Below are 20,568 nucleotides of genomic sequence, written 5' to 3'. Positions count from 1 at the left end.
AATACAAAAGGCAAGTTAGAGGATATACTGTTGGGCTAACAGGATTTTAAGCCTGTGGAGATGGTGGGTTACCACTTCTAAGAAGCAGGAATCCTCGTGGGCTTGCCCCGAGGAGGGTCAATTGAAATATTTACTTTAAAATTAGAATACAGGAGATTAAAAAACTATTAGATTTGACGTAACGTCCAAAAAAATTGGAGGTATAAATAATGAAAAATAATAATAAAATAAATAAAATTTTGCTTGCATATTCTGGTGGACTTGATACTTCTGTCTGTATAAAATGGCTGGAAGATAAGTATGATGCAGATGTAATAACATATACTGCTAATCTGGGCCAGCAGCAGGACTGGGAAAAGGTAAAAGAAAAAGCACTCAAAACAGGTGCGGTAAAAGCCTATATAGATGATTTAAAAGAAGAATTTTTAGAAAAATATGTTTTTGCCGGTTTAAAAGCAAATGCACTTTATCAGGGTAAATATCCTCTAGCCACTGCACTGGCCAGACCCCTTATAGCCAAAAAAATGGTAGAAATAGCTCAGAAAGAAAATGCAGATGCAGTTGCACACGGCTGTACAGGTAAAGGAAATGATCAGGTGAGATTTGAGGTTTCTTTTAAAGCCCTTGCTCCAGATCTGGCAGTAATTGCACCTTTAAGAGACTGGGGCTTTACTTCCAGAGAAGAAGAAATCGAGTATGCTGCTAAAAATAATATAGAAGTAAAGGCAACAAAAGACAGCCCATACAGTATAGACCAGAATCTCTGGGGCATAAGTATTGAATGTGGTGTTCTGGAGGATCCATGGGAAGAGCCCCCTGCAGATGCATATCAGTGGACAAAAGCAGTAAATGATACTCCTGATAAGCCACAGTATTTAACAATAGCTTTTTCTGAGGGAATTCCAATAAAGCTGAATGATAAAGCTGTTTCACCTGAAGATCTTGTGCAGGAATTAAATAAAATTGGGTCAGAATATGGTGTAGGGAGACTTGATATGGTTGAAGACAGGCTGGTTGGAATTAAATCCAGAGAAATTTATGAAGCCCCTGCAGCAGATATTCTCATAAAAGCACATAAAGCTCTGGAATCTCTGACATTGGATAGAGAAAGCAGGAATTATAAAGCACAGATTTCTGATAAATATGCTGAATTAACATATTATGGTCAGTGGTTTTCTCCTTTAAGAGAAGCTCTGGACTCCTTTATAAATAAAACACAGGAAAAGGTCAATGGCACAGTAAAAATTAAACTGGAAAAAGGAAATGCTGTAGTTGTGGGCAGAAAATCTGATAATTCACTTTATCAATATGGATTGGCCACTTATGATGAGAATGATATTTTTGATCATGATTCTGCAGCAGGATTTATTAATCTCTGGGCACTTCCTCTTCAGGTAGCTTATCATAATTCAGAGGTGAAAAAATAGATGAAACTCTGGGGTGGAAGATTCGAAACTGATACAGATCAGATTATGGACCAATTTAATTCGTCTTTATCATTTGATATAAAATTGATGGAATATGATATTCAGGGAAGTCTGGTTCATGTAGAAATGCTGGGCAGACAGGGTATAATATCTGCAGAAGAAGCTAATACTATAATTAAGGGTCTCAAAGAAGTAAGAAAAGACCTTGCAGAGGAAACTGCCGGAGGAAATATAGATTTAACAGAAGCAGAAGATATACATACACTTATTGAAAAAAGATTAACAGAAAAAATAGGTAAAACAGCAGGGAAAATGCATACGGGGAGAAGCAGAAATGATCAGGTGGCTCTGGATATGAGGCTTTATCTCAGGGATAAAACAGATGAAATAATTGATCTTATTGATAACTTCCTTAAGATTTTACTGGAACTTGCTGAAAAAAACAAAAAAACTGTAATGCCTGGTTATACACATATGCAGAGAGCCCAGGTTATCAGCTTTGGACATCACCTTCTTGCTCATTATTTTAAATTAAAGAGGGATAAAGAAAGATATCTGGACTGCCGAAAAAGAATAAATATTTCTCCACTTGGTTCCGGGGCACTGGCAGGCAGCTCTTTTCCGCTTGACAGAAGCTGGACAGCGGAAAAACTCAATTTCTCCAGACCGTGCAAAAACTCTATAGATGGTGTAAGTGACAGAGATTTTATTGTGGAATTTTTATCAGTTTCGGCAAATATGATGGCACATTTGAGCAGTATGAGTGAAGAAATTATTCTCTGGAATTCAGCTGAGTTTGATTTTATAGAACTGGATGACCGTTATACAACAGGAAGCAGTATTATGCCCCAAAAGAAAAATCCCGATTTAGCAGAGCTTGTAAGAGGCAAATCAGGAAGAGTTATTGCAAATTTAAATCAGATTTTGATAACAATTAAAGGACTTCCACTTGCTTATAATAAAGACCTCCAGGAAGATAAAGAGTGGCTTTTTGATACTGTAAAAACAATTAAAGTAATCTTAACATTGTTTCCAGAGATGCTTAGAACACTGAAGGTAAACAAAGAAAATATGCTGAAAGCTGCCGGTAAGGGTTATTTAAATGCTACAGAGCTGGCAGATTTTATGGCAGAACACTCTATTCCATTTAGGACAGCACACAGCATAGTTGGTAAAGCAGTTTTATATGCAGTAGAAAATGATAAAGAATTAAATCAATTAACTGAAGATGAATGGAAAAAAGTTTTTCCTTCTGATGTTGAATACAGTGAGGAAAAATTAACTTTCAAATTAGACATAAAAAATTCGTTAAATAATCATTCTACTTATGCGGGTCCATCCCCTGATGAAGTACAAAAAATTATCGAAGAAGAAAAATCTGCTTCCAAATAGATTCAAATTAAGTTATAGAAGTTAGGCACTAGAAAACCTGACGGGCTTGCCCTCCCGGATGAATAGTGGCTAATTTTGAAGTAATTAAATATTACTTTAAAATTATTCTTTTTCCTGGTTCTCATACTTATTAAGTACCATCTTCATACCTTCTTCCATTAAATCATTAGCATTGCAATCTTTTTTTAGAGCTAATATTCTAATTTTCTTATATAATTCTTCATTTAAAGTAGTGTTGACTGCTTTTCTTGGCATACTGAACACCTCCTACAATTATTATACTATATAGTTGACAATATATCAATACAATAGTATAATACAGTTAACAATATAAGGAGATAAATATAATGATTAAGAAATTCAAGCCAATTAATAAAGCATATAAATTTAGAATATACCCCAATCAAGAACAACAAGAGTTAATTGATAAGACTATTGGTTGTAGTAGGTTTATTTACAACGAATTTTTAACAAAAACTAAAGAAGAAAATTATCAATCATATACTAAATATTCCAGACAACTGCCTCAACTAAAAAAAGAATATGAGTGGCTTAAAGAAGTAGATAGTATAGCTTTACAGCAAAGTCTTAAAGACCTGGATAGAGCTTTTAAGAATTTCTTTAGCGGCAAATATAATTATCCTAAATTCAAATCTAAAAAAAGTGCCAGACAATCATACAGAACTCAAAAATTTATCAGATCCAGTGGCAGCACTAATATTGAAATAAAAGATAATTACATCAAATTACCTAAACTATCCTGGGTAAAATTTGTTAAATCTAAAAAAGTTAAGGGTAAAATCAATAATGTTACAGTTTCTAAATCTAGAGCAGGCAAATATTATATCTCGATTAATGTTAGACAAATTTTAAAAACAGTTGTTAACAATAATCAGGGTGAATTAGGATTAGATTTAGGAATTAAAGACTTTTTAACTACTTCTAATGGTGAACATATAGAAAATCCTGGACACCTTTCTAAATATCAGGATAAACTTGCTAAATTACAAAGAAGGTTAGCTCGTAAAGAAGAAGGTAGCAACAATTGGAAAAAACTTAAAAAGAAAATTGCTAAAGTTCATGAAAAAATCAAAAATATTCGTAAAGACTTTTTGCATAAACTGTCCACTAGACTAACAAAGGAGAACCAACTTTTAGTCATAGAGGACTTAAATGTAAAAGGTATGCTTAAAAATTCTAAACTGGCAAAACATATTTCTGATTGTGCCTGGAATATGTTTACTACAATGCTCAAATATAAAGGTGAATGGTATGATTGTATAGTGCATAAAGTAGATATGTTTTTTGCTAGTAGTCAAACCTGTAATGTATGTGGTACTAAAAATCCTAAAGTCAAAGACCTATCAGTTCGTACCTGGACTTGTAGCTGTGGTGCAGCCCATAATCGAGATATAAATGCTGGTAAAAATCTTTTAAAACAGGGTAAATTAGATTTAGGTATAAGATAGACTATATAGGGTAGGGCTTACCCGAATTTACGCCTTTTGAGAGAACGTAAGACCTAACTTAATCTACCATTCGGTATGCTTTGAGTAGGCAATTCTCTATGAATAAGGAATCCACGTAGGCTTGCCCCGTGGAGCGTCAATGGACTTATGAAAACACTGTCCAGAGAGCTGGCGCCAGAAATTAGAGCTAACGCAATTTTGCCTGGTTCACATGAAACAAACCGCATAAAAAATATAATTGAAAGTCAGCTGGAACGGGGAGAATTTGACAGTTATGAAGAGGCACTTGACTTTAGGAGTAAAAATATACCATTTAAAAGATTGGGTAAGCCTGAGGAATTAGGTGATCTAGTTGCCTTCTTATCTTCGGGAAAATCAAGTTATATTAATGGAGCGGCAGTAGTCATAGATGGTGGGGGCGGCCGATCAAATCTTTAAAATATAAAAATAAATCACTGCTGGAGCAGTGGTAAAATGGATAAAGATATTGAAGTGATTATTGTTGACCATGATCCGATGATATGTCAGCTGCAGAAAGCTGAATAAACTGTTTTAACTTATAATTCTGCTGGAGAAATAAATTTTCTTCGGCAGAATTTTTCTTTATTTAAAAGAGAATCTATATTAAAATAGAATAAAGAAATATAAGACTTCTTTTTTTAAAAAAGATTTAAATGAGAAAACCTGGGAAATTTTTAAAATATATTGCAGCAAAAAAGGAGAATTATAATATGGAAAAAAACTATAAAAAAATCTCTATTATATTATTAACAGCAGCAGTAATTATAATCTGCAGTGGCAGTATTATGGCATTTTCTCAATATGAAAAAGATGTTTCGGATAGATTATATAATGATTTAGATAAAAAGTATCGAATAGAAAAATTTTCTTCTGATAGTGCTGAACAAAAAATACTTAATTGTCTTGTAAGTAATTTAGATAATAAAGAAATGAAAGAAGCTGGGTTTGAGATACATTATATTGATTCTGATGTAATTAATGCATATTATATAGGCAATGGAAAGATAATGTTATTTAGCGGACTGTTAAATAAATTAAAAACCGATGAACAGCTGGCAGGTCTTATTGCACATGAGATGGGCCATGCCTATTACAGACATCTATATAAAGACTTAGAAAATAATATGGGTGTATCTGTAATAGGATTAATCTTTAACTATTTTACTGATAATCAGTATGCAAATATTACAGGTATAGCTCAAAATTTGATAACTAAAGGATTTTCTAGAGAGCAGGAACAGGAAGCTGACCTTTTTGCAGTAGATTTAATGTTAAAATCAAATTATAACCCCCAGGGTTTAGTCGAATTAATGGAGATTTTCAAAGAAGAAAGTGGTGGAAGTAAACTTCTGGAATTTACTCAGACTCATCCCATTCCTGATACAAGGATAAAATATATTTCTGATTATATCGATAAAAAGACAGGAAAGAAAATAGGAGATGTATCAATTAAAGATACAGATAAAAACGATGATATTCCTGAGTTGAATAGAAATAAAAATGATCAAAAAACAGATGGAGGTAGTAAAGATTATATAACCAGCACAGATAGAATCGAGCTCAAACAAAAATTTTCAGATAAACATTTCAGCATTCAACTTCCAGAATCATGGAAATTGAATGAAATAAAAAAACAGAGGAGTGATGAATTATCAGCATATGAACTGGATAGTGAAGAGAAAAATGTTTCGGGAGTAATAAGGGTATTTGATTTAGGAAACAGAGAATTTATGGAAACTGCTGAAAAAAATTATAAATATCAGCTTATATCTGAGGAAAATTATGATGTAATAGATAGTGGAAAACTTAATTATAAAAAAGAGAGTTACTATGTTTATAAAGAAAATGATAATGAATATAAATATGAATATTTAATTTCTCTGACAGATAAAAAAATGCTGAAAGCTTTATTTTTTATGGATAAAAGTGTTAATAAAGAAAGCAAGGTTAAACTAGAAAAAATAGTTGAAAGTATATCAAATCTATAAAACGCGGTATTAGTTTTGAACAAAAGAGAACTGTTATAAAAAAAATTATTAGATTTGACGAATTTTCAAAAAAATGTTATATTATAGATAGAATAATTATTTTTTTCGGAGGAAAAATTCATGACTGCAAATAAAGCAAATGATATGTCGACAATGAGAATAGGAAATACACTTTTAATCTTGAGAGATTTATATGAAGGCGGTTTTGCCTCTAGATCAGACATCAGTAGATCAACCAGCTTAAGTTCGTCTGCTGTCACATCGATTACAAAAGAACTGCTGCAGAAAAAAATGATTGTGGAAAAAGAACCTGATAATGTAAGTGGTGTGGGCAGGCCGCGGAAACCTCTGTATATTAATGATAAAGACTGGTATGTTTTGGGAGTACATATTTCGGGAGATCAAAACTTAAAACTGGCGGTATTTAATCTGCTGCTGGAAAAAGTAGCCGAAAGAGAGTTTGAACTTGAAAGTTATAAACCAGAAGATGTTGTTAAAAAAATAATTTCAGCTTACAGTTCTCTTAAAGCTGAAATAAGCAAAAAAGGCAGATGTCTGGCTCTTGGACTGAGTATAACAGGTATTGTTGATAGAAAAAAAGGAAAATGTTATTTTTCTGAGATTTTAAAATGGGAAGATGTAGATATAAAAAATCTTTTTAAAGATAAAATTAATATTCCAATTATTATAGAAAGAGATGTTAATGCTCTGGCTCTTTCTGAACATATGATTATGGAAAAAAATGAGGTTCCAGATTCGCTTGCTGTAATAATGGTCGGCCGGGGAATGGGACTTGGGATGATAATTGATGGACAGATATACAGCGGTAATCTGGGAAGTGCAGGGGAAATATCACATATACTTTCAGTAGACAGTAGTTATAAAAAGAAATGTATCTGCGGCAAATCCGGGTGTATTTCTACAATTTTAAGCAAAAAAATGCTGATTGATAGAATTCATTCCCTATTAAAAAAGGTAAAAATAGAAGATTTTGATATAGAAAAGTTAGAAGAAGATCCACTTGAGTATTTAGCTCAGCTTAATGTTAAAAATGATAATAATTTAGACAAGGATTTTGTAGAGTCTGTCAGTTACCTGCTCAAGATTATAACAGAAATCTATGCACCTGAGAAATTAATATTAAGTTCAAATTATAATTTTACAGTTTCTAAAGAAGCAGAGATTAGGAGAATTTATAATAGAGAAATGACTCTTCCGCAGAGATTTATCAAAGATATTGAATTCAAAAGACATTCCAGTACAGAGTGGGCCAGAGGGGCTGCTTCTGTGGTTGTTCATGACCTTTTAAATAATTATTATCTCTGGAATTATGTTGAATAAAATTTTTATTTAATTATTTTTTCCTTTGAAAAAAATAATTAATGAAGGGAGGTATTAGAGGATATTTTTGTGCCTTTTTTAAAGTTTTAAAACCCAAAAGGAGTGGAAAAAATGAAAAAAATTGCTTCATTAGTATTAGTTTTATTTGTCCTGATGATATTGAGTGCTGGTGCAGAAGCAGAAGAATTGACTATTATGCATAGTGAGCCTCCACTGACTATGGATCCAGCAAATCACAGTGCTGGATATACTATGGCTGTTCTGTATCCTATGTATGAAACTTTAACTATGTTTAATGAAGAAATGGAAGTAGTTCCTTCATTAGCTACTTACTGGGAAGCATCAGAAAATGGTACTGAATGGACATATCAGATCAGAAAAGGAGTTAAATTTCATGATGGTTCAGAACTTAATGCCGAAGTTGTAAAAGCAAATTTCGAAAGAATTTTAAATCCTGATAATGGTCTTTCTACAAGATCTCGTTTCGCAGATGTCATAGAAAAAGTCGAAGTTTTAGACGATTATACTGTGAAGTTTAATTTGGAGAAACCATACCCGGCATTTCACCATTTAACTTCCATTCACAGTGGAGCTATTATTAGTCCTAAAGCACTTAAAAAAGGCAATGAATTTCTGGCAAGAAATGCTGTAGGAACCGGGCCATACAAGTTTGTTGAATGGGTCTCTGGAGAAAGAGTTGTTATGGAGAAAAATGAAAACTATTGGAAGGATAATAGTGATAGTGTAGAAAAAATGGTTTTCAAATGGTCTTCCGAAAAGTCTGTTAGAGTTATGGCTTTACAGTCAGGTGAAGTAGATGTTATTTTCCCAGTACCACCTGCATATGCAAATGTTATTGAAAATGCACCTAACTTAAAGTTATATGAAGAACCGAGTGATAAGACATTGTGGCTTGCTCTTAATACACTGCATGAACCGCTTGATAATGTAAAAGTTCGTCAGGCTCTTAATTATGCAACAGATAGAGAAGCAATGATAAAATCTCTTCTTTTTGGTCATGGTACAGCTGCAAATTCACCAATGGGACCAGTATCTTTTGGTTATGATCCGGAAACCCCTGCATATGAATATAATCTGGAAAAAGCGAGAGAGCTGCTTAAAGAAGCAGGTTATGAAGATGGATTTACTCTTCCCATAGCTGTACAGGAAGCAGAAACAAATATTGCTGAAGCTCTGCAGGGTATGTGGTCAGATATTGGAGTAGAAGTTGAAGTCAACAGAATGGAATATGGTCTCTGGGCAGATGAGGTATTTAGAGCGCCAGAGAATAACAAAGGTTATAGTGTAATCGCTTCCTGGGCTGCTTCTCTTGTAGATGCAGATGGATTTCTGACACCACTTTTCCATACAGACAGTTTTGCACCAGCTGGCGCCAACCTCGGATTTTATTCAAATAAAAAAGTAGACAGCCTTTTAGATGAAGCTGCAAGAACTGTAAATCCTGATAAGAGACTGGAACTTTATTCAGAAGCACAGAGAATTATTCAGGATGAAGCTGCACATGTATCATTATATTATGCAAATAGTCTTGCCGGTATGAACCAAAAAGTAAAAAATGTCTGGATGATGAGTGATATGCTTGTATTTAGAGATCCAGTAATTTCTGAATAATTAATCTAAAATTAGACCTGTGCCTTAACAGGGTACAGGTCTTCTTTTATAGGGAGGTAAAAATTTTGGGAAGTTATATTGCAAAAAAGCTGATTATGCTGCCTCTAGTATTATTAGTAGTATCATTTATAATATTTATGCTGCTTAGATTTATTCCCGGAGATCCTGCAAGACTGATGGCAGGACAGCAGGCAACACAGGAAGATGTAGAAATGATGAGGAGCCGTCTGGGACTTGATAAAAACATATTTCTTCAATATGGATTATTTCTTAAGAATGCTGTTCAGGGTGATTTAGGAAGTTCTATTCGGTCTAATAAACCTGTGATAGAAGAAATAGCTTCACGACTGCCAAATACTGCAGTTCTAGCTGTAAGCAGTTATACAATTGCAACACTGGTGGGGGTGACAGCTGGGGTTCTTGCGGCAGTATTCCAGTATTCATGGTTTGACCAGGGAGTTATGTTTTTTGCTATTTTAGGTGCATCTACCGCTAATTTCTGGCTGGCTTTACTCGGAATGAGTTTGTTTTCTGTTAAACTTGGTATTTTGCCGCTTATGGGAACAGGCACCTGGCAGCATCTTGTCTTACCAACACTATCACTTGCATTTTATCCAACAGCCCTCATTGCCCGCATGAGCCGCTCCAGTATGCTGGAAATTATAAGGCAGGATTATATAAGAACAGCTCGAGCAAAAGGATTAAAAGAAACTGTTGTATATATTAAACATGCTTTAAGAAATGCTTTTATACCGATCATAACTGTAATAGGACTTCAGTTTGGCGTTTTATTTGGTGGTGCAGTTGTAACAGAAACTGTCTTCAGCTGGCCCGGGATTGGACGGCTTCTTGTGGATTCTGTTCGTTATAGAGATTATCCACTTATACAGGGAACTGTACTGATGACAGTATTTATGGTTGTATTTATTAATTTTATGGTCGATTTAATTATAGTAAAAATAGATCCTCGAATAAGATTTGATTGAGAGGTGAATTAATTGTCTAATAATAAAGTTAAAAAAATATTTAATATTAATTTTCTTAAAAAAAGAAAAGGTATGGTTATTGGTGCTGTAATGGTTATTATTTTGATTTTAAGTGGAATATTTGCACCCTTTATTGCACCATATGATCCATATAATCAGGATCTGGGGAAAAGTTTTACTGCACCAAATGATGAACATATTTTTGGTACAGATCAATTTGGAAGAGATATTTTTTCGCGTGTTATTTATGGTATCAGAATAAGTATAATGGAGATATTCTTTTCAGTGGGCCTATCTCTGCTTATAGGTGTTCCACTTGGTCTGGTAGCCGGATATTTTGGAGGAAGAATTGATCAGATGATAATGTGGTTTCTGGATATTATATTTTCTTTTCCCGGCATTTTACTTGCTATACTAATAGTAAGTATTTTAGGACCTTCTCTAATAAATATGCTGATAGCTATTTCAATTTTTTCTGTTCCTATTTATGGTAGATTGAGCAGGAATCTGACCCTTTCTCTTAAACAGCAGGAATTTGTACTGGCTGCAAGAGCAATTGGTGCTAAAAAAGGTAGAATTATGTTTAAACATATTTTAAGAAATGCAGTAGCACCTCTACTTGTACAGGCAACATTAACTGCCGGAGGAGTGATACTGAGTGCATCTTCTCTCAGTTTTCTGGGGCTTGGAGTACAGCCTCCTATACCGGAATGGGGAGGATTAATAGGAAATGGAAGAAGCTTTATAGGTGTGGCACCATATATGTCGCTCTTTCCAGGTCTTGCAATTACCTATACTGTATTAGCATTTAATATTCTGGGTGATGGACTGAGAGATTATCTCGATCCCAAGTTAAAAAATAAAGAATAACATATAGAAGTGGGGCTGAAAAAATGAAGATTTTAGTTGGAATGATTCATCATGAATCAAATTCTTTTAATCCAGAGCTAACAGAGCTGGATGAATTTAAAATACTTAAAGGTGAAGAAGTTTTAGAAAACAGAGATATGTACAGCCATTCCAGCCTGAAGGGAATAATGGAAACTTTAAAGAAAAACAAATTTGAAATTGTACCTACAGCTGTTTTTTTACCCACCTCTGAAGGGGGTCTTGTCAGTGATGGGGCCTATCAAAAAATTAAAAAAATATATATAAATGAAATGGAAAAGCATAAAGATATTGATGGGGTTTGTCTAGCACTACATGGTTCTATGACTACAGAGAGTCATCTTGATGTTGAGGGGGATATTTTAAGTGAAACTCGTGCTTTTTTTGGAGATGATGTTTGGATAACTGCTGCTGTTGATATGCATGCTATGATAACAGATAAAATGATAAAAAATGCAGATGGACTTACAGCATATAGAACTGCTCCCCATGTTGATAAATATGAGACAGGTGTAAGAGCGGCTGATATGCTGCTTAAAGCTTTGAAGGAAAATATTGAATTAAAGATGTCTGGAGTTAAAATTCCCTATCTTGTTTCAGGTGAAAAATCAGAAGGCAGCAAATATCCAATGAATGAATTGCTAAAAAAACTTGAACTTGTAGATAAAAAAGAAAAAGTACTTAATTCTTCCTTCTGTTTGGGTTTTCCCTGGTCTGATGTTAAATTCAACACTGTTTCAGCACTGGTGGTCACTGAAGAAAGCAAAAAGATTGCTGATCAGGAAGCTAAATATTTGGCACGTCTATTCTGGGATAAAAGATATGATTTTAAATTTACCACACCAGCATATTCGCTGTCAGAATCACTTAAAATAGCTGCTGCAGAAGATGACAGTCCTGTTTTTATAATTGACTCAGGAGATAATCCGGGAGCAGGAAGCAGTCAGAAAATAGTTGAACCACTAATTTATTTAACAGAAAATAATTTCAAGAATGTATTATATGGTTCTGTCTGTGACAGAGAAGTTGTTGACTTACTCTCAGAGGCTGGCCCTGGTGTAAGAAAAGATATTTATTTGGGCCAGAAAAATAGTGATCCGAAATCAGGTAAAGTTAAATTCTGCTGTAAAGTAAAAAAGATAAGGTACTATAAAGGTATTAAATCTGTTTTAACTGATATAGATGGTATTGATGTGATAATTTCCAATCAAAAAGTTGTTATGACCGATCCCGAATTTGTGTTTAATTTTGATATTAAACTTGATAATTATAAAATAATAATGTTCAAAAGTGGATATCTGGCACCTGAATATCAGCCTTACTCTAAAAAAACACTGCTTGCTTTAACTCCAGGTTATACATATCAGGAGCTGGAAAAACTTCCATATAAAAATGTTAAAAGACCTATTTTTCCGGTTGATAAAATAGATAAAATTGAATTTGAAACTTTTTGCTGAGGTGATTGTATGAAAAAAACAACTTTAGAAATATGCTGTGCTTCAGCTGCTGATGCCGTAGAAGCAGAAAAAGGTGGAGCTGACAGAATTGAGTTAAATTCTGCAATGGTTTTTGGAGGTCTGACGCCCAGTATTGGTGATTTAATTGAAGCAAAAAAAAGGATTAATATTCCAGTAGTAGTTATGATAAGACCACGCAGTGGAGGTTTTTGCTGCAGTGAGATAGAATTTGAAGTAATGAAAAAAAATGCTGAAAAACTGCTTGCTGCTGGTGCAGATGGAATTGTTTTTGGAATTTTAAAGGAAGATGGCAGTCCTGATATAGAGAAAAATAAAATAATGAGAAAAATTGCTGGAGATAAAGAAGCTGTGTTTCACAGGGCTTTTGATATTGTTTCTGATCCCTTTGCCGCAGTTGACCAGCTGACAGATATCGGTATAGATCGAATACTGACAAGTGGACAGCAGGCTAAAGTTGAAGATGGTTTAAAGCTGGCCAGAGAAATAATTAATTATGCAGGTGACAGGATAGAGGTTCTTCTTGGTGGAGGAATAAGGGAACATAATGTAAAAAAAATAATTTTAAGAACAGGGGCAGAACAGATTCATCTTTCTGCATTTAAAGAAATATTTGATAATTCGGCTTCTCATCAAACAAAGGTTTCATTTAATGGTTTAAAATCTCTGCCAGAAAACAAGTATAAAATTACTGATAGTAAAAAAGTAAAAGCAGTAAAAAATAATATAAGTTAATTTAATCCCTAACTTTTCAGTTAGGGATTAAATGATGCGAAAATTATTATTTAATACTTTTTGAAGTGTAACCATGTTAGTTGATAGCTAATAAAAATACCCGGCGATGTGCCGGGTTAATAGCAGAAACCGTTTTATATTTTAATTTGGTTCTGTGACTATCAGGATAATCAAAATTTTATTATATGCAGTTTAAATCTAAAATAAATTAATGTTAAATATAATTACCAAGCGCCTTTATGACTTATATTTTTGGCAGCATTTTTTGTCCCCAACTCCATTGCCTCTAAATCTGTTTTTTCTTCCATTTTAGCTTTCAAAAAGCCAGCGATAAACGCGTCACCAGCTCCCATTGTATCTACTACATTAGTTTTGATGATTCCATATTTCAAAAAATCGTAGCCATTATATAAAATACTCCCATTTTCTCCCAAAGTAACTATTACATAATTTGCACCTTTTAAATGTATTTTTTTCATATAGGATCTAATAAAATCATCATCTTTTTGATAAGAAAAAAATGCATATTTTATATATTTTATTATTTTTTCTAATATATTATTTTCTAGTTTGTTAGCAAAATCAAAAGAAATGTCTAACCCATTATTGTGAAAATATTGTAAGTATTTATCTGTTTTACCCCAGAAACCAGAATGAACAAGATCATGTCCAAGTATAAAGTTTAAGTCTTCTTTTTTTAGTTCAAACTTGGTGAAGACCCCTTCATTATAATCACCTAAAATTCTTTCTCCATTGATTAGTTTTACTTCCGTAACAGCTGTTTTACCTTTTAGCTGTTTCAAATGGGTTATATTTACATTTTCTTTTTTTAAAGAATTTTTTAAAAAATTTCCATACTTATCATTTCCAATTACTCCAATATAAGAAGAATTACCATTCAATCTACTAAAATAGACAGCAACATTAACCGGATTTCCTCCAGGAAATAATTCATTAGTATTAATATATTTATCAATACAATTATCACCAACTGCAGCTAATTTCATAATCAATTTCCTTTCTTTAATATAGTGGGGTTTGATTTAAATCAAGATTGCGGAAATATTGTAATGATTTTTGAATAGCTATATCCCAAAATGGCCAAGAATGTTCACCTTCCCATTCCAAGAAAGTATATTGATAATCAAGTTTACTTATTTTGTTTTTGAATTCCAAATTTTGTTCATAAAGAAAATCATTTTTTCCGCATATTTGAATTATTTTTGGTTTTCTTATGTTTTGCTCTTTACTTTGTAATAATAAATATAAATCATCTTTTTTTGAGAGTTTAAGATTTTTATTTATTATTCCTTTTAATTCTTTAGATTGTATATCTTTATATTTTTCATTAATTACTTTATTAATGAATTGTTTCATATTTACTATTCCAGATAGAACAGCTACTGAATTAAATTTTTCATTATTTCTTAAAGCTATTTTAAGTGCACCATATCCTCCCATAGATTCACCAGCAATATATACGTTTTCTCTCTTAGTAGAGATTTTGAACCATTTTTTAATAATTTCAATAATTTCATTTGAAACATATGAGAAATAATTAATCCCATAACTTGTATTAAAATAAAAACTTCTTTGAACTTCTGGCATTACAATAAAAAAATTATATTTTTTTGAATAATATTCAATTTTAGTAAATCTAGTCCATTCAGATGAATTTCCTCCTAAACCATGTAAAAGTATTAGTAATTTAGGCGCATTTGTGAAGAGTGGTGTTACATCATTAGAAAGCTCAGGAATAATAATTTTAATATTTGTTGTCATTTTTAGTTTTTGTGAATAAATATCGCCTGAAAAAAAAGCCATAAAATCACCTCTACTGATATTAAAATAATAAGATATACTTAATAAATTTTAATTTTTTAGAATCAAATTTAATTGTGTTTTAAATATTTTTCTTAAGGAATGTTACCATCTAAATCAAATTTGATTTAGATGGTATATTTGTAAAAAACATATAAATAATAATTATATTAATTTTTAACCTTTTTTTTCTTGCTTTCCCAATAATAATATACAGGAAGTCCTGTTGTTACAACAATAATTGCACTTATTATTCCTTTAATCGGTGCCCATTGAAAAGTTGAAACAATTAATATACTACTTGATAACATTGCAAGTATTGTTGTGAGTTTCCAAACTGGCATTCTCCATAAAGGATTATATTTTTCTTTTTTGCGGTGCCAAAAAACAGTACCAAACGTTAAGAAGTTTTTTAGTAAAGCAACAAGAGTAAAATAACCTAATAAATCTGTTATATTTGAACCAAATATTAATATTATCCCAACTAAACATTGAATTAATATTGAAAAGGCAGGTGTTTCCCATTTGGGATGTACTTCAGCAAATTTTTTAAAAAATAAACCATCTTTAGCCATTGCATATTCAATTCTTGGTTGAAACATAATACAACTTGAAAGTGATCCAATAATTACAATTATTGCTACAATTGCAGTTGCTTTACCTGCAAATTGACCGATTATGGGCATTTTTGCAAACGCTTCTGCTACAGGAGCATTGGAAGATGTTAAAATTTCCATTGGCAGCAATCCTGTGATACTAAAAGTTAAAAGACTATAAAGTGCAATAATAATCAGAACAGTGACTATTAGAGCCTTTGGCATTGTTTTAGCCGGATCTTTTATTTCGCCTGTCATATAGCAGACGGCTCCCATACCATCATAAGACCATGTGGTTGCTGCAATTCCAGCAGCTAGAGCTATTAAACCTGTTGGAGCACTGGCCAATGGTGCAGCAAAAATTAATTCAGGTTTAAAATAAAATAAACCAAAACCAATTAATATGATGAAAGGGATAATTTTAAAGAAAGTTATGAATGTTTGAAAAATACCGCCGCCTTCTACAGAACGTAAGTGAATTATCATTAACACTAAAACAAAAAGTGTAGCTACAAGTTTGATACCTATACCCTGAATAGCTGGAAATAAGAACGATAAATAATTAGCTATTGCTAAGGCCATTATTGATATAGATGGTGGATCGGTGGCCCAGAAACTAATCCATCCTGTTAAGAAAGCAAGAGGTCTACTTCCTGCTTCTCTAAAATAAATATACTGACCGCCATTTTCAGGATAAGCAGTTGCTAATTCAGCATACACTAGATTTTGGGGGATCATTATTAATCCACCAATTAGGAATGCAATCACTGTCATATAAGCTGAGCCTGAAGCAGCAGCTACTTCTCCAACTGATGAAAAGATACCTGATCCAACCGTAGTCCCAACACCAAGAGCTATAGCTGCTCCTAAACCAAGCTTTCTTTTTAATTCCACTTCTTTTTTTGGTTTAATTAAATCAATATTCTCTTCTATTTTTTCTTTAATATCCATTTTTTTCCCCTTTCTTAGATAAATAATTTTTTATGTACATAATATAATTTAAATTATTAATTTTTTAATAATTTTTTTAGATTTTTAATAGCTTTCTTTGAATATAGTGAGGGATCATTAATATAAGAAGAAACTAGTTCAATTGTTAAATAACCTTTATAATTATAATAATCTAATTCCTCTAGGTATTCTTTTAAAGGAATATTACCTTCTCCCGGTATTAAGTGGATATCACTACATCCATTATTATCAACTAAATGAATATGATAGAGTTTATCTTTTAGTTTTTCTAAATAATTTGTCAACGGTTCTTGATGAACAAATGGAGGAACTACATCACACATTCCAAATATATATTCTGATTCTATTTCTTTGAAAATAGCTTTTAAGTCATTAGTCTCACGTATTACATTTGACTCATACATAGTTAATGGTTCAATAACTATTTTGTGTTTAATTGTTTCTGCATAATTTTTTATCACTTTTAAATTTGTTAATAATAAATCCCATATTTCTTTTTTAGAAAGATAATATCCTGCATGACCAGCAGATATTAATGTGAAATCTGCTCCCATTTTTTTCGCCATATCCATCGATAATTTTATATAATCTAAAGATTCTTTGCGAATTTTATTATCAATTGTCATCATATTAAAAGGATAGGCATTTAATTCAGGGGTATATCCAAAAACGGGAATTTCATATTTATCAATTAGATCTTTAATTTCTTTTATTTTTCCATTTTTCAAATCTGGTGCATATGCATGTGGTCTACCTCCCCATAATTCAATACCATCATAGCCAAATCTTTTAGCATCTCTAAAGGCATCTTCAAGACGTTTTCTAATATAACCTGAAGTAAACATACCTATTTTCATGTGCCACCTCTTTCTTGATTAATAAGATTCAATTCCACCATAATATCTTCTATCATCAGGATTATGTCCCTTACTTATTGATAAATAATAATAGAAATATTCTAGAGGTACAAAAAGAATAAAAGGAGCTAACATTGGATGTAACCCTTTAATATAATCTTCAATGTCAAAAATAATATAATTTTCACTAAACTTTTTAACAAAATTTAGAGCTCTTTTAGTGGTATGTCGAGTTTCATCGTTTCCAAGAATGAAAATGTAGGGAACATCTTTATCAACTACTTCTAAAGGACCATGTCTGAATTCAGCTGCGTTTAATGAGCTGCCATGAGTCCAAGTGAATTCAAGCATTGTAATAACACCTTCTTTATATCCTAGTGGAAGAGTTGCCCCAGAAGAAATAGTATATATAAAGGGCCATTTTGCAGCTTTTTTTCCTAATCTTTTTGATTTTTTTTCTGTTGTTTTCACTAGATTTTTTAATATAGAAGGTAATTTTTTAATATCTGATATAATTGTTCTTAATTCTTTGTTTTCTTCTTTCTTTAAAATAAACTTAATAGACAAATAATAAGTTAAAAGTAAATGAACTTCCCAAATACAATCAGCCTTATAAGCAATTAAATTTTCTGCAGATTTTGTTAGCAAATTTTCTTCTTCATTTTTAGTAAAACCTAAAGTGAAAGCACCTTGTTTTTTTGCTTTCATGATTGAGTCGGCAACTTCTTTAGTGTTTCCTGAATCGGATACACCAATAACTGCTGTTTGTTTATTTAAAAATTTTGGTGTTTGATCTAGAAAATCCCAACCGCTATATGAAGCACATTCTATGTTAGAATATTTTCTGAATAAAAGCTCTGCAGTTTGACAAGCGCATAATGGTGAGCCGCAAGCCACAAAATAAATTTTTTTTATATTTTGAGAATCCATTTTAGTAACAAGTTTTTCTATTTTAGGAAAATCTCTTTTTATTATAGTCTCCACTTCAGAAACCATATTATCGGTAACTAAAAAATCAACTTTATTTTTATCAATTTTTAACATCCAATTCATTCCTTTCAAAGATAAATTCATATTATATTTAAGTTTTTTCTTAAAAATTCCAAAGAATTCTTAATAGATTTATGGGGATTTTCCCAATAAATTGAATCATTTATTTCTAAAGTTAAAAAGTTATAGTAGTTATTTTTTTCAAGACAATTTATATATTTGTTAAGTGGAAGTTGTCCTTCACCTAATATCAAATGTCCAGAAGGATTTCCATCAGAAAAATGAATGTGTTTTATATTTTCTTTTAAAATCGAGAAATAATCCTCTATATTTTCCTTTGCTACTTCCATAGCAACTACATCAAGACAAACATCTAAATTATCAAATTCTACTTCTTTATAAAGATTTAATAGATCATCTCTATTTGTTATTAAATTAGATTCATATGGTTGAAGCTGTTCGATTACAATTTTTGTATTGTATTCAGATGCTAACTCTAAGATTTTATTTATACTGTCTACATTTTTCTCCCAATTTGATTTTAGGGGATGGTCTCTTAGTCCACAACCAGAGTTAATAAATAAATTATTACAATCGAGAATTTTTGCATCGCAGATTGACTTTTTTAAATAATCCAAAGTTATATTTCTTTCTTCAAGACTATTGCTGGATAAATTGAAAGGATAATTTAATAACTCAGGTGTATACATAATAGTCTTCATATTTAGACTATCTAATTTCTTTTTTATTCTTTTGAGGTAATTTTCAGCACTTAAAGAGTTATAAAAGCTTAGTCTAGAATAATGAGGACTACCAGCCCAGAATTCAATATTTTTAATATTGTTTTCTTTCATTGAATTTAAAAAATAATCAAATGAATATTGTAAATATTGAACATTCATAACGGAAAAGTTATCTAGGGTAATTTTTGACATTTATTCACCTCCTATCAAAACTTTATTTAGTGGATAGTGGGGTATCCCACTAAATAAATCCTATCATTTGTTTTTAAAAATGTCAATAATTTTTATAATTTTTTTATTATTTACATCATTTGGTTAATAAGATACAATATAAATGTATATTGTAAATTAGTATTATATAATTAAGGATGTGAAATAAATGAATATAAATTTTAATATAAATAAAAATAGCCATGTTCCAATTTATTTTCAAATTAGAAAAAAAATTAAAGAGGAAATTGAAAATAGATCTTTAAAACCGGGCAGTCAATTACCTTCTGAAAGAGAACTAAGCTCAAGTTTAGGGGTTAGTAGAGTTACTATTAGAAAGGCAATTCGTGGTCTTATTACAGAAGGATATTGTGAAAAAAGAGTTGGAAAAGGTATTTTTGTAAGCGAAAAAAAAATACCCACTAACGTTCATAATCTAGAAGGCACAACAGAATTTTTACAAAAAATAGATATTAATTTAGTTACCAAAGTAATTAGCAAAGATATAATAAGTCCTAAAAAAGAAATTATTGATAAATTAAACTTAAATTTAAATGATAAGGTTTTATTTCTTTCTAGATTAAGATATTTAAAAAATGAACCACTGATTTTTGAAACTACTTATTTATCTTTAAAAAAGTATCCAGGAATAGAAAATTATAATTTTGAAGGATCTCTTTATAATATATTGCGTGAAGAATATAATGTTTTTCCTAATAATGCAGAGGGCTTTTTTAATATTATTATGGCGGGTGAAAAAGAATCAGAGTTGTTAAATGTCCAATTAAATACACCACTTTTGGTTAAAGAAGCTGCAGTTTATTCTAAAGATAAACAAATAATCGAATATAATTCTACTTTTTTTAGAACTGATAAGTTTAAGTTTATAGTTGATTCTAAATTAGCTGATTAACTTTATCTTATTTGAATTTTGTCTATTTTGAAAGTGCCATTTGTTAATTTCATGAAGGCATCACTAATTACAGCAGTACCGGCTGTAATTATTCAGCTTATTTTGCTGCCGC

General features: G+C 31.5%; 18 protein-coding genes and 1 pseudogene. 12 read left to right on the top strand and 7 right to left on the bottom strand.

Annotated features, from left to right (window positions below):
- Positions 1-209: 209 nt before the first annotated feature.
- Both DER71_RS08985 and argH read left to right on the top strand, forming a co-directional pair.
- Complete coding sequence (locus DER71_RS08985) at positions 210-1,427, top strand: argininosuccinate synthase (RefSeq protein WP_114458800.1); 1,218 nt, start codon at positions 210-212, stop codon at positions 1,425-1,427.
- Positions 1,428-2,819 (top strand): argininosuccinate lyase, encoded by a 1,392-nt coding sequence (gene argH / locus DER71_RS08980; RefSeq protein ID WP_114474571.1) that lies wholly within the window; start codon positions 1,428-1,430, stop codon positions 2,817-2,819.
- Positions 2,820-2,921: 102 nt separating this feature from the next.
- Here the strand turns inward: argH and DER71_RS12085 are convergent, their stop codons facing one another.
- Complete coding sequence (locus DER71_RS12085) at positions 2,922-3,074, bottom strand: hypothetical protein (protein ID WP_199505611.1); 153 nt, start codon at positions 3,072-3,074, stop codon at positions 2,922-2,924.
- A gap of 92 nt (positions 3,075-3,166) precedes the next feature.
- On the opposite strand from DER71_RS12085, the gene tnpB reads away from it, so the two are divergent.
- The 9 genes and pseudogenes from tnpB to DER71_RS08935 all read left to right on the top strand — a co-directional run bounded on the left by tnpB (position 3,167) and on the right by DER71_RS08935 (position 13,354).
- Positions 3,167-4,288, top strand: coding sequence for an IS200/IS605 family element RNA-guided endonuclease TnpB (gene tnpB / locus DER71_RS08975; protein WP_114458798.1), 1,122 nt, complete (start codon positions 3,167-3,169; stop codon positions 4,286-4,288).
- Positions 4,289-4,420: 132 nt separating this feature from the next.
- Positions 4,421-4,726: pseudogene (locus tag DER71_RS08970) on the top strand (SDR family oxidoreductase); the annotation flags it as partial.
- 293 nt (positions 4,727-5,019) lie between these two features.
- A complete protein-coding gene (locus DER71_RS08965; protein ID WP_158531810.1) occupies positions 5,020-6,297 on the top strand; it encodes a M48 family metallopeptidase in 1,278 nt (425 codons plus the stop codon).
- A gap of 120 nt (positions 6,298-6,417) precedes the next feature.
- Positions 6,418-7,638, top strand: a complete 1,221-nt coding sequence (locus DER71_RS08960; RefSeq protein ID WP_114458795.1) for an ROK family protein — start codon at positions 6,418-6,420, stop codon at positions 7,636-7,638.
- A gap of 111 nt (positions 7,639-7,749) precedes the next feature.
- Positions 7,750-9,270, top strand: a complete 1,521-nt coding sequence (locus DER71_RS08955) for an ABC transporter substrate-binding protein (protein ID WP_114458794.1) — start codon at positions 7,750-7,752, stop codon at positions 9,268-9,270.
- A gap of 65 nt (positions 9,271-9,335) precedes the next feature.
- Entirely contained in the window at positions 9,336-10,256 is a 921-nt protein-coding gene (locus DER71_RS08950) for an ABC transporter permease (protein WP_114458793.1), read from the top strand.
- A 12-nt stretch (positions 10,257-10,268) separates the two neighbouring features.
- The gene (locus DER71_RS08945) at positions 10,269-11,126 is read left to right on the top strand and encodes an ABC transporter permease (RefSeq protein WP_233487050.1); all 858 of its coding nucleotides are present in this window, start codon (positions 10,269-10,271) and stop codon (positions 11,124-11,126) included.
- Positions 11,127-11,149: 23 nt separating this feature from the next.
- Positions 11,150-12,601, top strand: a complete 1,452-nt coding sequence (locus tag DER71_RS08940) for a M81 family metallopeptidase (protein WP_114458792.1) — start codon at positions 11,150-11,152, stop codon at positions 12,599-12,601.
- 9 nt (positions 12,602-12,610) lie between these two features.
- The gene (locus DER71_RS08935; RefSeq protein WP_114458791.1) at positions 12,611-13,354 is read left to right on the top strand and encodes a copper homeostasis protein CutC; all 744 of its coding nucleotides are present in this window, start codon (positions 12,611-12,613) and stop codon (positions 13,352-13,354) included.
- 224 nt (positions 13,355-13,578) lie between these two features.
- Here the strand turns inward: DER71_RS08935 and frlD are convergent, their stop codons facing one another.
- The 6 genes from frlD to DER71_RS08905 all read right to left on the bottom strand — a co-directional run bounded on the left by frlD (position 13,579) and on the right by DER71_RS08905 (position 19,525).
- Positions 13,579-14,361: a fructoselysine 6-kinase gene (gene frlD / locus DER71_RS08930; protein ID WP_114458790.1), complete on the bottom strand. Its 783-nt coding sequence runs from the start codon at positions 14,359-14,361 to the stop codon at positions 13,579-13,581.
- Between the two features lie 16 nt (positions 14,362-14,377).
- Complete coding sequence (locus DER71_RS08925; protein ID WP_114458789.1) at positions 14,378-15,178, bottom strand: alpha/beta hydrolase family protein; 801 nt, start codon at positions 15,176-15,178, stop codon at positions 14,378-14,380.
- Positions 15,179-15,345: 167 nt separating this feature from the next.
- Complete coding sequence (locus DER71_RS08920; RefSeq protein WP_114458788.1) at positions 15,346-16,722, bottom strand: amino acid permease; 1,377 nt, start codon at positions 16,720-16,722, stop codon at positions 15,346-15,348.
- A 56-nt stretch (positions 16,723-16,778) separates the two neighbouring features.
- Positions 16,779-17,600: a fructoselysine 3-epimerase gene (gene frlC / locus DER71_RS08915; protein ID WP_114458787.1), complete on the bottom strand. Its 822-nt coding sequence runs from the start codon at positions 17,598-17,600 to the stop codon at positions 16,779-16,781.
- An 18-nt stretch (positions 17,601-17,618) separates the two neighbouring features.
- The gene (locus DER71_RS08910; RefSeq protein WP_114458786.1) at positions 17,619-18,644 is read right to left on the bottom strand and encodes an SIS domain-containing protein; all 1,026 of its coding nucleotides are present in this window, start codon (positions 18,642-18,644) and stop codon (positions 17,619-17,621) included.
- Positions 18,645-18,670: 26 nt separating this feature from the next.
- Complete coding sequence (locus DER71_RS08905; RefSeq protein ID WP_114458785.1) at positions 18,671-19,525, bottom strand: sugar phosphate isomerase/epimerase; 855 nt, start codon at positions 19,523-19,525, stop codon at positions 18,671-18,673.
- 187 nt (positions 19,526-19,712) lie between these two features.
- Here DER71_RS08905 and DER71_RS08900 point away from each other — a divergent pair, with 187 nt between their 5' ends.
- Complete coding sequence (locus DER71_RS08900) at positions 19,713-20,456, top strand: GntR family transcriptional regulator (RefSeq protein WP_114458784.1); 744 nt, start codon at positions 19,713-19,715, stop codon at positions 20,454-20,456.
- Positions 20,457-20,568: the final 112 nt, after the last annotated feature.

Source organism: Halanaerobium sp. DL-01 (assembly GCF_003338615.1).
GTDB lineage: Bacteria > Bacillota > Halanaerobiia > Halanaerobiales > Halanaerobiaceae > QPJE01.
Note: the sequence above shows the minus strand (reverse complement) of the source record. Positions and strands in the feature narration are given on the sequence as shown.

Bases quoted from the DNA above. Each gene is read 5' to 3' on its own strand.
- DER71_RS08900 (WP_114458784.1), top strand. From the start codon at position 19,713: ATGAATATAAATTTTAATATAAATAAAAATAGCCATGTTCCAATTTAT.
- DER71_RS08920 (WP_114458788.1), bottom strand. From the start codon at position 16,722: ATGGATATTAAAGAAAAAATAGAAGAGAATATTGATTTAATTAAACCA.
- DER71_RS08985 (WP_114458800.1), top strand. From the start codon at position 210: ATGAAAAATAATAATAAAATAAATAAAATTTTGCTTGCATATTCTGGT.
- frlD (WP_114458790.1), bottom strand. From the start codon at position 14,361: ATGAAATTAGCTGCAGTTGGTGATAATTGTATTGATAAATATATTAAT.
- DER71_RS08960 (WP_114458795.1), top strand. From the start codon at position 6,418: ATGACTGCAAATAAAGCAAATGATATGTCGACAATGAGAATAGGAAAT.
- DER71_RS08905 (WP_114458785.1), bottom strand. From the start codon at position 19,525: ATGTCAAAAATTACCCTAGATAACTTTTCCGTTATGAATGTTCAATAT.
- DER71_RS08935 (WP_114458791.1), top strand. From the start codon at position 12,611: ATGAAAAAAACAACTTTAGAAATATGCTGTGCTTCAGCTGCTGATGCC.
- DER71_RS08925 (WP_114458789.1), bottom strand. From the start codon at position 15,178: ATGGCTTTTTTTTCAGGCGATATTTATTCACAAAAACTAAAAATGACA.
- DER71_RS08965 (WP_158531810.1), top strand. From the start codon at position 5,020: ATGGAAAAAAACTATAAAAAAATCTCTATTATATTATTAACAGCAGCA.
- DER71_RS08940 (WP_114458792.1), top strand. From the start codon at position 11,150: ATGAAGATTTTAGTTGGAATGATTCATCATGAATCAAATTCTTTTAAT.
- DER71_RS08910 (WP_114458786.1), bottom strand. From the start codon at position 18,644: ATGTTAAAAATTGATAAAAATAAAGTTGATTTTTTAGTTACCGATAAT.
- argH (WP_114474571.1), top strand. From the start codon at position 1,428: ATGAAACTCTGGGGTGGAAGATTCGAAACTGATACAGATCAGATTATG.
- DER71_RS12085 (WP_199505611.1), bottom strand. From the start codon at position 3,074: ATGCCAAGAAAAGCAGTCAACACTACTTTAAATGAAGAATTATATAAG.
- DER71_RS08955 (WP_114458794.1), top strand. From the start codon at position 7,750: ATGAAAAAAATTGCTTCATTAGTATTAGTTTTATTTGTCCTGATGATA.
- frlC (WP_114458787.1), bottom strand. From the start codon at position 17,600: ATGAAAATAGGTATGTTTACTTCAGGTTATATTAGAAAACGTCTTGAA.
- tnpB (WP_114458798.1), top strand. From the start codon at position 3,167: ATGATTAAGAAATTCAAGCCAATTAATAAAGCATATAAATTTAGAATA.